Source organism: Kitasatospora sp. NPDC056327, assembly GCF_042261735.1.
Lineage (GTDB): Bacteria > Actinomycetota > Actinomycetes > Streptomycetales > Streptomycetaceae > Kitasatospora.
Genome location: NZ_JBHJRC010000199.1, coordinates 1 through 15835 on the forward strand (window position 1 = coordinate 1; position 15835 = coordinate 15835).

Sequence of the window (15835 nt, forward strand, 5' to 3'; positions counted from 1 at the left end):
GGGTGGAGCTGGAGGAGGTTGCCGGCCCGGTTCCGGTAGGGCGCCCCGCTTTCCATTCACGTTCGGCCGTTCTAATTTTCGCGCCAGATTTGCCGACCTGTGCCGACTCGATTCAGCCGGAAATCGACATCAGTCGACTGAGCGACCTAGCCGTTCCGCGAGAGGGATCTGACCCGGCGGCCTCAGGATGAATTTGTCCTTCCGTTCGTCAAAGCAATCCAGATAGCAGCTGACTCGCTCTCCGACCTCATAGTGATCTTCATCATCTATGTAGAGAGCGTCGATCAACCCAAGCCGGGACAGTCCTAGGTCAACGATGATGCCCCAGCGGAATACCGCCTCAATCTCTCCATCGACCATCTCGCCGATGAGACTCTGCTCATGGGCGCTGAGCTGCTCGTTCATCATCCCCCGACCATGCTTCGTGGGTACTGATTAAGGATGTCAAACGCCGTGTTTGGGATCGCGACCTCCACATTGGGCACGCCGTTATGCGAGCCTACGTACTGGCTGAAATGCTGCTCGAAATCGGCCTTCGGGATCCTGACCTGCACGACGCCACCGTCATAGCCTCCCCGGCTGGCATAGTCAAGCGCAATCGTCTTTCCATCATCTTCGAGGCCGAAGTACGCACGCCCGTCTGGGTAGCCGTTGCCGGATCCCGGAAAGTCCCTCTCCGAGAAACCGTCGTTAAGCAGCCTATCCGTCATTCCCTTACCTGGCGCCTTGTAGATGGTGATATCGCAGTTTGGCCCACCACTGTTGTGCACGAGAATTGGCGTGGTACCGGCGAGTACATAGTACGTGTGAAGGTCTTCGACGGTGAGGTCGTCTGCACGTTGGGGTGTGGTGGTGTAGGTGCGGGTCGAGAGTACGGTCAGGGTGCCGCGGTCGGCCGTGGACAGCCGGTGGCCGGGCTGGAGGTCTTTTGCATGGGTCCAGCGCTGGGCGGTGTCATCCCAGTAGGGGTGGTTGGAGGTGGAGAGAAGGGCGGCAGGTTCGGCTGCGCGGCCGGCCTGGTCCTGGCTGGTGACGGTGAGTTCGGTGAAGTCGGAGTCGTCCGGGGTGACGATCTTCGTGGTGACGGTCTTGGCGGCCGTTTCACCGGTCTGCGGATCAGTGGCAGTGACAGAATCACCGAGACTTACGTCTTCAATCTTCTTCGCACTGCCGTCCGCCATCAGGACAAGGGTGGCGGGCGGGAAGCTGTGCGTCGGGCATCCTCTGGCGGCGCCAACCAGATCGTCAGCCTTCTTGCGCAGGTGCATCGCCTTGGCATAATCACCGGCGAAGGGAACGGACCCGACGATGTCCCAGCCGACCTCCTTCCACTGTCCTTGGACGGCGTGTATGCCTGTGGAGGCGACGTCACCGACGACGCTGACTCCGGGAATGAAGCTGATGCCTTCGGCGAGGTCCGCAGCCTTCTGGAGCACGGACTTCTTCTTTACACCGTTGCCCCAGCCCCACATCGAGGCGTTGTTCTTGCCCTTCTGGTCCCAGATCCAGTTGCGCCTCTCGCTGGGACGCAGGGCCGCGGACAGCGTCTGCTCGTAGTAGCGCTCCTGGGTGTCGCTGGAGGTGTAGGTTGCGGTGGTCTCGGCGGCGTTGCTCATCGTGATCGTGCCTGCCGACCCGCACTGGTAGAGCGTTCCGCATTCCTCGGACTTGAGGCCACTGGGGTCGCTGAGGTTGACCGGGTCGTTCTCGGAGTAGGCGTAGCCGTTCCACTGCTGGGGGTCGCCAGCGACGAAGACGGGGTCGAGGCTGAGGAAGCGGCCGGTGGTGGGCTGGTACTGACGTGCGCCGAGGTTGGTGAGGCCGGTGACGTCGTCCTTGGTGCCGTTGACGAAGCCGTGGTCGCCGGCCCACATGGAGGGCTGGGTGCCGCGGGGGTTGCCGAAGGGGTCGGTGGGGCGGCGGCTCTCCGTGAGGGTTCTGGCATTGATGGCCAGGCTGTTGGTGCCGTGGTGGTCGGCGAACTGGTAGGTGAGTTCGTTGCCGCCCTGGCGCACCAGGGTGATGCCGCCGGGGATGGAGTAGTAGCGGGAGGCGGTGAGGGTCCTGGTGGCGGTGTTGTAGACGAGTTCGTCGCCGTTGACGAGGTTGATGGTGGTCTTGCCGGGGTTTCGGCGGATGAGCTGATTACCGCCTGCGTCGTAGACGTAGGTGGTGGTGCCGGCGCTGGTGCTGGCGAGGGATTCGAGGCGGTCCTCGCCGTTCCAGGTGAGGGTGGTGGTGCCAGCGGTGTCGGTGACGGCGGTGGTGTGGCCGGCGGCGTCGTACTGGGTGGTGCTGGTGGTCGGGTTGCTGGCGCCGACCCGGGTGGTGGAGGTGAGCAGGGCGTGCGGGCCGCCGGTGCCGCCTCCGGTGCCGGGGTTGGTGGTGAGGGTGTTGCGGGTTCCGGGCGCCGGGAAGGTCTGGGTGGTCGTGACGTTCTGGGAGGCGTCACCGCCGGGGTGGTGGGCGGTCATGCCCGTGCGGTTGCCGGTGAGGTCGTACTGGTAGCTCTGCCAGTACGGGGCGGAGCCGCCCACCGTGGTCTGGGCCGGTGCCTGGGCTCCGCTGGTGGGGGTGGCGTTGGCGCAGCGGCCCCGGCCGCCGACGGCGGGGTCGGGGTCCTGGTCGAGGCGGCCGGTGTCGCTCCAGGCGGTGGTGAGGCGCCCGAGGTGGTCGTAGCCGAAGCACTGCAGGTCGGTGGCGGAGGGGGTGTTGTTGGGGATGGTGCGGATCGCGGTGATCCGGCCGACCTGGTTGTAGGCGTAGGTGGTCTGCTGGACCGAGCCGGTGGTGGAGGTCTGCTTGTCGACGAACTGGCTGATCGGGCGGCCGGTGGGCTCGTCGTAGGTGTTGGTGGCGACGATCTGGGTGCCGTACGGGTTCATCGTGGAGCGGATGGTGCGGCCGTAGGCGTCGTAGTCGGACTGGACGTCGTAGGCGATGCCGCCGAGTCCGCCGATGTCGTGCAGCAGGCCGTAGGCCTCGTAGTTGTAGGTGACGACCTCGGCGAACAGGTCGCCGACCGCGGGCAGGGACTGCTTGGTGGGCGCGCCGGTGATGGGGTTGTAGAGGGCCTGGTAGGTGAAGGTGAGCGGGCCGGGCTGGCCGACCTCGCTGCCGGGGATGGTGACGGTGGTCTTGGTGGGCCGGTAGGCGGTGTCCATCGCGGTGACCGCGGTGGTGTAGGCCGCGCCGCTCTGGCCGCCGACGTAGCGGGTGGAGGTGGCGGGTTTGCCCTTGGCGACGGTGTCGTAGGTGCTGGCGGTGAGCCGGTTCTCCGGGGCTATGGAGTCCTTGTAGGTCCCGGTGCGCCGGCCGAGCAGGTCGTAGGTGGAGACGATCTTCTTGCCGCGGGCGTCGGTGGAGGTGGCCACGCGTCCGGCGGCGTCGTAGGTGGTGGTGCTGGTGCCGGCATCGGGGTCACTGGTGCTGGTGCGCCGTCCGCGCTGGTCGTAGGCATAGGTCCAGGTGTTTCCGGCCGCGTCGGTGCGGGAGGTCTCGGTGCCGAGCTGGGAGTAGGCGTAGGAGGTGATGTCCGCGTCGGCGGGGTTGCCGGTGGGGGCGGGGGTGCGGTACTGCCACAACTGCAGGACGCGGCCGCGGGAGTCGCTGACGGTCGTGGTGGCCCGGCCGCCCGATGGCGGGGTGACGTCGACGCGGTCGGCGCCGGGGTAGGAGGTGGCGGTGGTGGTCTGCGGGACGCCGTAGGCGAGGGACTGCCCGGCGATCACGCGGCCCATGCCGTCGAAGACGGTGCGGGTCTGGCTGGGGACCTTGGCGTTGTCGGGCTCGAAGCGGGTGGTGCTGGGCGGGTTGAGGCTGTTGTAGTACGTGTTGTTGGCGGCGGCCGGGCGGCCGTGGGAGTCGTAGAAGGTGTCGGTGATCAGCCGGCCCGCGTAGGCGGAGACCGCCGGGTCGCTCTGCGTCTGCACGACGCGGGCGAGGGCGTCCAGGATCCGGATGGACTGCTGGTAGGTCTTGTTGGCGCGCAGCGTCTGCGTGGTGATGGAGGAGGGGCCGTTGTTGCGCAGCTGGTAGGTGAACTTGTAGTCGGCCGGCTCGGCGGTGGTGCGGCCGGCCTGCCAGACGGCCGTCAGGCGGCCCAGGGCGTCGTAGGTCTGGGTGACGGTGCGGCCGTTGGCGTCGGCGGTGGTCAGCGGCAGGGAGCGCGCCGGGTCGAGGGTGACGGTGGAGGTCCACCCAGTGGCCGCCTCCGGGGTGCCCGCGGGGGCGGGGGCGACGACGGTGTTCTTGGTGGGCAGTTCGCCCGGCGCCGCGGAGGTGTAGATGGTGGTGGTCGCGGCGCCGTTGGGGTGGGCGGCGTCGGTGGTGGTGGGGTCGGTGACGGTGGTGGGGCGGCCGTAGGCGTCGTAGGCGCTGGTGCCGGTGGTGGTCCACTGGGCGGCGCCGTTGGCGTCGTACTTCTCCAGCACCTGGAGGCCGGTGGCGGACGCGGTCGCGCCGACGCTGCGGAAGGGCTGGTTGTCGTACAGCGTGCGGCTGGCTGAAACGGTGTTCGCGGCCGTGGGGGCGGCCGCGCAGGCGTTCGCGCCGGAGACGGTGTACGTCTCGGCGACGGCGTTGGTGATCGGGGAGGCCGCACTGGCGGCGTAGGTGGTGCGCACGCACGCGTCGGGGGTGCCGTCGGCCTGCTGGAGGACCTTCCCGGGAAGGTAGGGCAGGTTCTCGTCGGTGAAGGTGGTGTCCGTGGTGGTGCGCCAGCTTCCGTCGGCTTTCTTGGCCTTGGCGGTGACGGTGCGCTGCTGGGGCGCGGCGTAGCGGGCCTTGAGGGCGGGCAGGTCGGGGCTACGGTTGTGGGTGGCGGTGGTCTTGGGTCCGCCGTCGTCGCCTGTCGGGTTGGTGCTGGTGTTGACGCTGCTGGCGGCGGGGGTGGTGGCGTCGGCGTCGGCGTAGGTGTCGGATTCGAGGATCTGGCCGGCGAGCCAGTCGTGGTCGGTGACCGGGCCGCTGGTGGGGCCCTGGACGGTGCGGGGGTTGCCGGCGGTGCTGTCGCCTTGCATGCCCTGGTAGTAGTGGGTGGCGGTCTTGGTCTGCGGTTCCTGCGGCAGGTTGGGAGCGCCGGTGACGGAGGTGACGGAGGCGAATCCGCGGAACTGGTCCCAGGTGCGGTAGTCGGTGTTGATGCCTTCGGCGTCGTTGCGGTGCCAGGCGGCGGGGCCGTAGGTGTAGGTGGTGGTCTGGCCCAGCGATCCCCGGATGAAGTCGCGCGGGTCGAGGGTGACGGTCCTGACGGGGTAGCGCAGGAACCAGTCGTCCACGAGGGCGTGGGTGTTGGGCTCGTTCCACTTGACGTTGTAGCAGGCCAGGGTGTTGTTCTCCGGTGAGGCCGGCATGACGTTGGCCGTGCGGGAGCAGGACTGGCCGATGTACTCGACGCGGATGGCGCCGCCGGTCTCGGTGGTGATGGCGGAGATGCGGGGGCGGTGGAACTCCGAGCGTGCCGGGACGGTTCCGTCGACGCGGTTGCGCAGGAGGATGGCGTCGAAGGTGACCGGGGCGAGGGGGATGTCGGCCTGGCCGGCGCTGTGGCCGGTGCGCTGGATCGAGGCGAGCCAGGGGATGAGGGGCTTGACGGCGGAGGGGGTGCTGGGGTTGGTGCTGGTGTCGTGGGGGTCTTCGAGGGTGTGAGTCAGCTGGTAGGTGTCGACGGGGCGGTACTCGCCGTTGACGCGGACCTTGGTGGTGATGGCGGTGAGCCAGCGGGTGGTCCAGTAGCTGGGGCCCGGGACGGTGCAGGGGTCGGTGGCGGAGCACTGCTGGTCGAGGGGGACGTCGGGCCAGTTTCCGGCGTTCGCGGGGATGCGCTGGTCGGGCTGGCAGCCGCCCACGAGGCAGCGTTCGCCCGTGTCGAAGATGACCTGGGAGGCGGTGGGGTGGGTGCCGTTGGCGGCGAGCTGGTCGGACAGGAGCTGGCCGTAGGCGATGGAGCGCAGGGTGCCGGCGCGGGTGTAGGGGGTGTTCGTGCCGATGCCGTGGTTCTGGCCCGCGGCGAGCGCGTAGTGGTTGGTCTCGGGGGCGTAGGTGAAGGTGATGAGGTTGCCGTGGGGGTCGACGATGTGGTCGAGGTTCCAGCGCCAGGCCGCCTGGCACCAGGAGGCGTTGCCCTTGGCGGGGTCGTGGCAGGGGTCGCCGGGCTTGGGTGAGAAGACCGGGACGGTCCAGGCGGAGCGGGTTTCGGGGCCGGTGCTGGTGGGGGTGCCCTGGGCGGAGGGGAGGTGGTTGAGGCCGAAGTAGTAGACGGTGCCGGAGGTGTCGGTGACCTTGAGGTAGGAGCCGTTCCAGGTGCCGTTGTCGGCGCCGGTGAGGAACTGGACCGTGGTGCCGTCGTCGGACTGCAGGCGCCAGGTGCAGTTGGACAGTTCGTTGCGCGGGTCGGCCTTGTCGCAGGAGGCGTCGTCGGGGACGAGCTGGCCGGAGTGGCCGGCGAGGGAGAGGGTCAGGTTGGCGCCGGACCAGCACTGGTCGGCGGACTGGTCGATGCCGGCCTTCGAGCAGGGCTGGTAGGAGCGCTCGACGAACCCGGAGCCCAGGTCCCAGCCTTCTCCGATCCAGGAGGCCTGGGAGTTGGTCGCGGAGGTCCTGCCGTCGACGGACGCCGAGTCGTAGGACAGAGCGATCTGCGGGACGCTGCCGCCCAGGCTCGGGGGCATCTGGACGGGGTAGCTGTAGGTGAAGGAGCCGGAGGAACCGCCGGCGACCCAGCCCTGGCTGGGGCTGAGGCTGGTGGCGCTGTAGGTGCCGGCTTCGCCGCCGGGGGTTCCCTGCAGGGCGAGGACGGTCATCGGCGCAGTGGTGGCGGAGTCCTGCGAGGGGGCGCTGGAGGTCTTCGCGAACGGTGAGGAGGTGGTGCCGTGGGCGGCGGGCAGGTCGACGTCGGCGACGATCCTGTTGGTCTGCGGGTCGTAGTGCGAGGGCACGGGGGTACGGGTGCGGCACTGCTGGGCGCCCGGGCTGGTCAGCGCGCAGGCGGGCAGCTCTACGAGGGTCGCGCGGCTCGCCCAGTCGCCACCGTAGGCGGGGGCGAGTTGGACGGGGTCGAGACTGACACGCGCGGTGGTCGCGGGGTGCTGGTCGGCGAGGGAGAACGCGACGAGGGCGCCGCTGACACCTGCGGCCTTGACGGTGGCGGCGTCGGCGACCGTGACACTGACCTTCGGGCCGCTGTCTTCCTGGCCCGTGGTGGCGGTGCGCCGGCCGGGTGACGGGGTGGTGCCGTCGGCTATGGAGGAGACCCAGACGGGCAGGTCGCCGGCCTTCGCTGCGGGCGCTGCGGCCGACTCCCGAGGCGTGGTGGCGCTGCCGTCGGGGCGCGCGGTGCCCGCCTTGGCGGCGGGGGCCGGTGCGAGGTTGACCGTCGCCGTGCCGGCAGGGGCGGTTCGGCCGCTCTTGTCCTGCGCGGGCTCGGCCGGGGCGGCCTTCGCGGCGGGCTTCGGATCAGGGGCGTCCCTTCCGGTGACGGAGGTGGCGCCGGGCAGCGGGGTGTTCGGCGGCGACCAGACGCGCCGGTAGTCCGGGGCCGCGGCGAAGGCGGCTCCCCCGGCGGGCACCACCAGCGAGGCGACGACCGCCAGGGTGCTGAGCAGGGCGGTTCGCGAGCGTCGCAGCTTGGCGGCCCGGACGCGGGCCGATCCAGCACGGTGAGAGAACACCGTCACCCTCCGTTGGTGGCCGCGCCCGGGGACACGGCGAGTTGATCAAAGGCCAGCCGACCTTATGGGTCGTTTACAACCGGTGTCGAGGAGTCGACAAAGACCCGAGCAGTGTGATTCAAATCACTTTGATCATAAATAGTGTGAACTGGTGGCAAATCAGCCCACCTTCGTGGACAGATCATTGACGGAACATCGGAGACCGCGACACGTTGCGTCTGTCCTGTGCGCAGTGCCGATCACGGCCGTTTCCGCGCCAACTCTCCTCGTCGGGAAGGCTTCGCCGTGCCCTCGTCCCCCAGACCGCCCTCCACCCGGCGCCGGCCCCGTTCAGTGGCCCTTCGTCTGCCCGTGCTGGGACTCGGGCTTGTCCTGTGTGCCGGTCTTTCGGCACCCGTTGCGCTGGCCGAGCCCCAGTCCGGGCCCAAGAGCCTGGCCGAGGTGATGGCCGAGGCCGACGCGGTACACGCCACGATGCGCCCGCCCGCGACGGACGCCGAGAAGGCGATCACTCAGGCCAAGGCCACCGGCGTGGCGGTGCCGGTCGAATCACTGACCGACGACTACAGCGAGACCGTCGCCACCCCCGAGGGGCATCTGCGCAAGACGCAGCACGTGGAGCGCCAGCGGGTCAGGCAGAACGGCGTGTGGGCGCAGCTCGACGCCACCCTGGTCGCCGACCCTCAGGGCGGCTTCCGTCCGAAAGCCTCTGGTGCCGGCGTCCGCCTGTCGGCGGGCGGCTCCGGTGCGCTGGCGAGCCTCACCAGCGACGACGGGAAGCAGCTCACCCTCCACTCACCCTTTCCGCTGACCCAGGGGCACGTGGACGAGGACGGGGACGGCCTGCTCTACCCCGAGGTCGCCCCCGGCATCGACCTGAAGGCCACCGTCACCAAGTACGGCGGCCTCAGCACCGTCCTCGTCGTGAAGACCCCCGAGGCCGCCGCGAACCCGGCACTGCAGTCGGTCACTTTCCCTGTAACCACCACGGGTGTGAGCGTCACGTCGAACGCCGACTACAGCCTCACGGCCGCCGCCGAGGACGGCACCGTGCGCTGGCACGCCCCCGCCCCGCGCATGTGGGACAGCACCACCGCGCCCCCGGCCCCGGCCCCTCAGGCCGCCCCGGGAGCCCCGGCCGCGCTGACGGGCGCCACCTCCTCCACCGTGCCGGCCACCGGGACGGCCGCCGCAGCCGGCGACCTGGAGGGCCCGGCCACCAGCACCGTCGACGGACCGGGCAGCAGCGCCCGGGTGTCGGTCATGCCCACCAGCGCCGGCACCGCCGGCATCACTCTCAGCCCCGACCAGGACCTCCTCGCCCACGGCGAGGGGCCGTGGTTCATCGACCCGGGCTGGATCTACGACGACCGCACCGGCCACGGCTGGACCTGGACCCAGTCCGCCTACCCCAACACGAACAACTACCTGAAGACCGTCACGGTCCAGGAGCCGTACAACCGGCCCGGCGTCGGCCGGCAGGACTACCAGGCCGCGTACGGCCTCGAACGGTCCTTCTTCGAGATCTCGACCCAGGGGTTCGGCGGCGCCGTCATCAACTACGCCGTCATGACGATGTGGCAGGCCAAGTCCTCCAACTGGAACTGCACGACGAAGTACCCGCTCAATCTGTTCCTCGTGGACCGGGCGATCGGCTACGGCACGACGTGGAACAACTCCCCCCAGCACTACGGCGGACAGGTCGGGGAGACCGCCTGGGTCGGCGGATCCGGTAACCCCGACTGCCCCAACGGCATCGACTTCAAGTTCGACGTCACCTCCGCCTACCGCTCCTACGCGGGCTCCAACAACAACCTGACCTTCACCGTCGAGGGCAACGAGAGCGACAAGCTCGCCTTCAAGCGCCTCGACTACCGGCCGACCGTCGTCGTCGAGTACGACCGCACCCCCAACACCCCCACCGATCCGTACGCCTACCCCGTGCCGAGGACCATCTCGCCCGACAGACTGACCCACGGCTGTGACGGCAACGGCTGGGGCTGGCTCGGCGCGGGCATCGACCTGAGCGGGGTCTCCCTCAACGCCAGGGTCAGCAGCTCCGTCCAGCAGCAGCTGTACTCCTGGAGCCACCTCTGGGACTACATGGTCCCCGGCATCCCCGACGTCGCCTCCGGATACAGCAGCCTCGTCGCCAGCGGATCCTTCGCGGCTTTCCCGGTCTCCGCCGATGTCCTGAAGGACGGCCACGTCTACGGCTACAGCATCATGGCCAGCGACAAGCTCGTCGGCATGTCGGCCTCCACCCCGACCTGCCACTTCGGGGTCGACACGACCCCGCCCACCGTGCAGGTCCCCTCCCTCTACGAGCAGCTGTCCGACGAGGCGCTCAAGACGCAGTTCCCGCCCTCGGGCAACGGGCAGACGTCCAAGAAGCGCACCCACCAGACGGGCTTCATCCCCTACACGCCTCTCGACCCGAACCCCTCGGGCGGCCAGACCTCCGGCGCCGTCTGCGCCCGCTGGAGCCTGGACCCGCAGTTCGAAGGGGCGACCTGGCAGTGCGGCAGCGCCATGCCCAACGGAGGCCTGCCCATCTACCCCACCGCCTGGGGCACCAACATCGCCTACATCCAGGTCGCCGACAACGCGGGCAACATCTCCCCGGTCGCCCAGTACGCCTTCTACGTCCCCTGGAACCCCGACGGCCCGCAGCCGGTCTTCGGCGACGTCACCGGCGACGGCGCCGCCGACATCCTCACCGCCGACCAGGCCGGCAACCTGCGCACCTACAGCATCCCCGGCAACACCGTCGCCAAGAGCCCCACCGCGGCCCTGGCCGCCCTGCCCTCCGACACGCCCAACCGGCAGACCTGGGCCACCGACACCGTCCAGTACAGCCACCGCGGCGCACTCACCGGCGGCAAGCACGTCGACGACCTGTTCGTCCACGTCCAGGACGACCCCAACCTCTACGTCTACGGCAACCCCGGCAACAGCCGCTCCACCGGCCGCTACAACAGCAAGGTCCCGCTCACCCGGCCCGCCTGCGTCACACCCCCCAACGACTCCGCCTACTGCACCGGCTACGCCGACACCTGGTCACGCACCCAGCGCGTCGCCTCCCTGGGCGACCCCGCCCACACCGGCCTCGACATCAAACTCGAATTCCAGAACAAGACCGGCCTGGTCACCACGGAACTCAACGGCGACGGCACCGACGCCTCCCTGTGGTTCTTCCCCGCCACCCTGACCAACCAGCTCGGCCAGCCGGTCCGCCTGGCCGCGACCGGCTGGAAGGACACCGAACTCATCACCCCCGGCGACTGGGCCGACCAGAAGAGGCCCGGCCTGTGGGCCCGCGACCTGCGCCCGCCCACCGCCTCCGCCACCTCGGGCGACCTGACCGCCTACACCTTCACCCCCGCCACCCTCGATGTCGTCGACCCCGACTTCGGCGACCCCGTCCTCGACGAGGCCGGCCATGCCCTCGTCGTGCCGACCCTCACCGGCATCGCCGGCGCCACCACCATCGGCAGCGTTCCCGTCGACACCTGGCCCGTCCTCGGCTCCGACGGCGACCTCCTGGGCAACGGCGCACCCGCCCTGTGGGGCCGCAACGCCGTCACCGACGACATCCAGATCTGGTGGGGCCACCGCACCGGGGACGCCACGAACCCCGGCATCGGCTGGGACGTCGGCCCCGAGAACATCGCCAGCACCCGGGTCACCCCCGACTGGTACACCCTCGACCGCCAGAACACCCTGCACACCGACCCCACCGCACCGGTGATCGACAGCAACGCGAACAACGCCCTCATCCCCTCCGGCAGCCCCGCCTTCACCGCCGACCGCAACGCCACCGCCGACAGTGCCGTCCGCTTCGACGGCGGCAGCTACTACCGCAGCTCCCAGGCCCCCGGCATCGACACCCGCCGCAGCTACAGCGTCGCCGCCTGGGTCAAACCCCGCACCGCGGGCAGCCACGGCACCGTCGTGGCACTCAAGGGCAACGACCGCAGCCCCTTCTACCTCCAGAACTCCGCCGCGACCGGCACCTGGGCCTTCATCTCCCCCTACGAGGACCGCTACGACACCGGCACCTACTACACCGCCGGCGGCTCCCCCGGCGCCGTCGCCCAGGCCGGCCGGTGGACCCACCTGGTGGGCACCTACAACGCCGAAACCGCCACCATGACGCTCTACGTCAACGGACGCGCCGTCAACGCCGCCAAGAACCCCCACCCCTGGTACGGCGGCGGAATCCTCACCATCGGCGCCTCCAGCACCGTCTACCACGGCGACGACGACGGCTTCGACGGCGACATCGGCGACGTGCGCACCTACCCCTACGCCCTCACCGACCCCCAGATCAGCAACCTCGCCATCAGCAGCACCACCATCTCCGTCAACAGCGCCCTCGACGGCGGAAAGTGCCTCGACCTCCTCGGCGGCGGAACCGAGGTCGGCATCTGGGACTGCTGGAACGGCCCCAACCAGAAGTTCAGGTTCAACACCGACAACCACGCCCTGATCGTCCAGAACAAGTGCGTCACCGTCCACGACAACGACCAGCCCCAGGCACCCAACGGCACCCCCGTCGTCCTCACCGACTGCGACAACCTCAAAGGCGGCCAGAAATGGCTGCGCCAGGCCGACAACAGCCTCTACAACCCCCGCTCCGGCCGCTGCCTCGAACTTCCCGCGTGGAACACCACCAACGGCACCCGCCTGAACATCTGGGACTGCAACACCGGCGCCAACCAGCGCTGGACACTCAACCCCGCCACCTGACCACCCACCGAACACCCACCACAACCGGGCCCCCGCCGCACCACGGCGGGGGCCCTCGCAACACCACAGCGGGCCCCTCGCAACACCACGGCGGGGGCCCTCGCAGCACCACGGCGGGGCCCCTCGCAGCACCACCCTCGACAACACCGTCCAAACCCACCACGCCAACCCGGGCCACAACACCCACAACACCGACGCGCGACCACGTCACCGACGCACGGAACACCCGAACCGGCGCACGGAACACCCGACCGGACGACCGGCCCGGCGGCAACCGCGGCCGGCGGACCGTCACCAGGAACAACCGGAAGAAACGGAGCACAGGATGAGGCGCGTCAGCGTGTCCGCGGCGGCCTTCGCCGTCGCGGTGCCGCAGTTGCTGTGGGTGCCCACGGCCCAGGCCGAGGCGGCCCAGGCCGAGGCGGCAGAGGCCTCGGTGGTCCAGATCGTCGCGCACCAGGACGACGACCTGCTGTTCATGAACCCCGACGTGGCCACCAGCATCAGGGCCGGCCACAAGGTGACGACCGTCTACGTCACCGCGGGCGAGGGCGCGCCGCGCACGGGCACACCCGATCCGGACCGCGCCACGGCAGACTACGCCCGCGCACGGCAGGACGGCATCCGGGCGGCCTACGCCCGCATGGCCGGGGTGAGCGGCTGCGACAACTCCTGCTGGAGCACCGATTTCTACCAGCCGGTTCCCGGCGGCCCGTCCGTGCAGCGGTTCACCCTCGGGGCCCGCCCCTCGGTGCGGGTGGTCTTCCTCGGCCTGCCCGACTACGCCGACACCCGCCACCTCGGCGGCAACGCCCTGCACCGCCTCTGGAACGGCCGCGACGCCCCGAGTCCGGTCGAGGTCCCGACGCTGGACCCCGACCCGTCCGACGCCGTCCCCGCGCAGACGTACACCGGGGCGCGCCTCGTCGACACGCTGCGCGGTGTGCTCGCGGAGGCGGACGCGACCCTGGTGCGGGTCCAGGACCCGGCGCCGGACCCGCTGCTGTACGGCCTCGTCGCAGGTGAACACGACCACCCCGACCACACCAGCGCCGCGTGGTTCGCCGACGAGGCCGTCGCCGCCCACACCGCGGGTACGCCGCGCCTGGTCGCCGTCGAGCACTACCGCGACTACAACATCCAGAGCTCCCCGCACAACCTCTCCCACGCGCAGACCACCGACAAGAAGAGCGTCTTCGAGGCCTACGCCGCCCACGACGAGATGATCCCCCGGGACCCCGGGGGCGGCATCGGCGGCCCCTACCCCGGCTGGACGTCCCGGCAGTACCTGCGCAGCCAGCGCTCCGCCCAAGCCGTCACCGCCGACGGCTCCAAAGCCCTGCACGCCTTCGCGGTGCTGGGCGGCTCGCTCCACGAATGGGCCGAGAACGGCGCCAAGCAGTGGCAGGCCCCCACCCCGCACGGCCGGCCCACCGGGCCGCTGGCGGCCGGTGTCACGGTCGCCCGCAACGCGGACGGACGGCTGGAGGTGTTCGGACAGCGCGCCGACACCGGGGAGATCGTCTCCCGCTCGCAGACCCTCCAGGGCACCTGGACCTGGAACAGCCTGGGCAGCCCGAACACCATCTCCGGTCCCGACGCCAAACTCACCAACGACGCCCTGCAGGTGAGCACGCCCACCGTGGCGTCCAACGGCGACGGCCGGCTGCAGCTCTTCGTCCGCAACCGGGCCGGCGGCATCAGCACCACGTGGCAGACCTCCCCGAACGGGAGCTGGAGCGGCTGGGAACCCCTCGACCAAACCGGGATCCAGAGCGCACCGGCCGCCGTCACCACCCACGACGGCCGCATCGAGGTGTTCGCCGTCACCGTGCAGGACGCCCGGTCCCGCGTCCTCCACTGGTACCAGCCCGCCCCCAACACCCCGCTCAGGACCGACCCCGCCTTCCCCCACGTCTCCCCGGCCAGTGGCATCAGCGTGGGCACGGATGCCGACGGACGGCTCGAACTGTTCTACCGCCAGATCGCCTCGACCAGCCCGGTCACCGACCCCGGGGCCGGCTCCTACACCATGAACCTCTACCAGAGCGCCCCGGGCGGCCCGTGGGCCGGCGCCTCCGGCGCCGTCGGCGGCGGGCCGGACGAAGGCGGCAGCGGCGAGGCGGCCGTCGCAACACCGGGAACGGCCCTGCAGCAGCGCATGACGGCCGCCGTCCGCAACCGCGACGGCGGGGTCAGCTTCAGCAAACAGGGCACGACCGGGGCATTCGGAGGCTGGACCGACACCGGCGCACGCCCCATCGTCGGCGTACCGGCCGCAGCCGTCGACCGCGACGGCTGCACCGACCTCGTCGTCATCGGCACCGACGGCCGCCTCCACCACAACCGCCAGAAACCCGACGGAAACTTCGGCACCTGGACCCCCCTGCCCACCCCCTGAAACCACGACAACCGGCCGGTCCACCCACCACACACCAGCGGGGCCAACCGGCCCGCCCCGCTGCTCAGCGCGCCGAAGGCCCTGGCTGGGTCCCGATGGCCGGCAGGGTCCGGGCACGGCACGGCGCCAGCCCTGCGGCGCCCGCACCGGCTTCGACCAGCGGATACCCGACCGGCACCCGGCTCTCCGCCCGGCAGGGCGCTGCCCAGGTCCCCGACTGCCTGGCCGGGGACGCTCTCCGCCCACCGGCACCGGCTGCCGCAGGGGACCGAACCGTGGTGGCGGTGACCGGCCCGGCCGCGCTCGGCCGACGCTCCCGCGGGCCCGAAACCGCAGGTGGCGCTACGGCCACGCGAGCCACTTCCTCACCTCGCCGGCACCGGCAGCGGCAGCGGCAGCGGCACCCGAGAGTTCACCGTCCCGGACCATGAACCCGACACAGCGGCGGATCGCGCCCGCGCGGTGCGGGTCCGGGACGGCGAAGACCTTCATGCCGTCCCGGTAGGCGGTTCCCCCCACGATGACGTCGCCGCGCAGGGACATCGTGACCAGTCCGTCCCCGATGGGTCCGCTGATCGTCGCCGGCCGGTCGACCGCGACCCTCCAGCGCGGTCCGAGCCGTACCCGGGCCCACCGCAGATCCCGGCAGTCCGGATCGTCGTGGACGTTCACCCGGAGCAGAAACTCCCCGCGCGCAGAGCGAATCGGGTGGTCTTCACGCGGGTCATGGTCGCGGTCGCCGGTCCGGCCAGCACACTGCGGCGAGGCGATCCATTTGTCGGTGCGGGGCGGGGCGCCGTGGGTGGTGGTGCCGGTGACGGCGGTGATGATGAGCTCGTTGACGAGCATGGTGTGGAGTGCTCCGGTGGATCCGGCGCCGCGGGGGTGGCCGCCATGCTGCGGTCGTCGCCGAGGGTTTCGGCGGCGGTGGCCGGGCCGAGCGGGGTGAGGCCGACGATCTTCTCCGCGCCGGGGCCGCCCGGCACCACCTCGCCGCCGGGCTCCTTCGGCT

5 protein-coding genes are annotated in these 15835 nt (G+C 70.4%); 2 read left to right on the top strand and 3 right to left on the bottom strand.

What is annotated here, in order from left to right; translation table 11 throughout:
- Positions 1–129 precede the first annotated feature (129 nt).
- Together ACFCX4_RS25130 and ACFCX4_RS25135 are read right to left on the bottom strand one after the other, a co-directional pair.
- Positions 130–408 (bottom strand): hypothetical protein, encoded by a 279-nt coding sequence (locus ACFCX4_RS25130; protein ID WP_376146450.1) that lies wholly within the window; start codon positions 406–408, stop codon positions 130–132.
- The gene (locus tag ACFCX4_RS25135; RefSeq protein ID WP_376146453.1) at positions 405–7670 is read right to left on the bottom strand and encodes a polymorphic toxin-type HINT domain-containing protein; all 7266 of its coding nucleotides are present in this window, start codon (positions 7668–7670) and stop codon (positions 405–407) included. The genes ACFCX4_RS25130 and ACFCX4_RS25135 overlap by 4 nt, the downstream gene beginning before the upstream one ends.
- A gap of 444 nt (positions 7671–8114) precedes the next feature.
- Here ACFCX4_RS25135 and ACFCX4_RS25140 point away from each other — a divergent pair, with 444 nt between their 5' ends.
- Both ACFCX4_RS25140 and ACFCX4_RS25145 read left to right on the top strand, forming a co-directional pair.
- Entirely contained in the window at positions 8115–12422 is a 4308-nt protein-coding gene (locus tag ACFCX4_RS25140; protein ID WP_376146462.1) for a LamG-like jellyroll fold domain-containing protein, read from the top strand.
- 325 nt (positions 12423–12747) lie between these two features.
- Positions 12748–14823: a PIG-L family deacetylase gene (locus tag ACFCX4_RS25145; protein ID WP_376146456.1), complete on the top strand. Its 2076-nt coding sequence runs from the start codon at positions 12748–12750 to the stop codon at positions 14821–14823.
- Positions 14824–15165: 342 nt separating this feature from the next.
- Here the strand turns inward: ACFCX4_RS25145 and ACFCX4_RS25150 are convergent, their stop codons facing one another.
- Positions 15166–15672, bottom strand: coding sequence for a hypothetical protein (locus ACFCX4_RS25150; RefSeq protein WP_376146459.1), 507 nt, complete (start codon positions 15670–15672; stop codon positions 15166–15168).
- Positions 15673–15835 lie beyond the last annotated feature (163 nt).

What these genes read in the sequence shown, in the direction of transcription:
- ACFCX4_RS25140 (WP_376146462.1), top strand. Translation starts at nt 8,115, where the DNA reads ATGGCCGAGGCCGACGCGGTACACGCCACGATGCGCCCGCCCGCGACG.
- ACFCX4_RS25145 (WP_376146456.1), top strand. Translation starts at nt 12,748, where the DNA reads ATGAGGCGCGTCAGCGTGTCCGCGGCGGCCTTCGCCGTCGCGGTGCCG.
- ACFCX4_RS25130 (WP_376146450.1), bottom strand. Translation starts at nt 408, where the DNA reads ATGATGAACGAGCAGCTCAGCGCCCATGAGCAGAGTCTCATCGGCGAG.
- ACFCX4_RS25150 (WP_376146459.1), bottom strand. Translation starts at nt 15,672, where the DNA reads ATGCTCGTCAACGAGCTCATCATCACCGCCGTCACCGGCACCACCACC.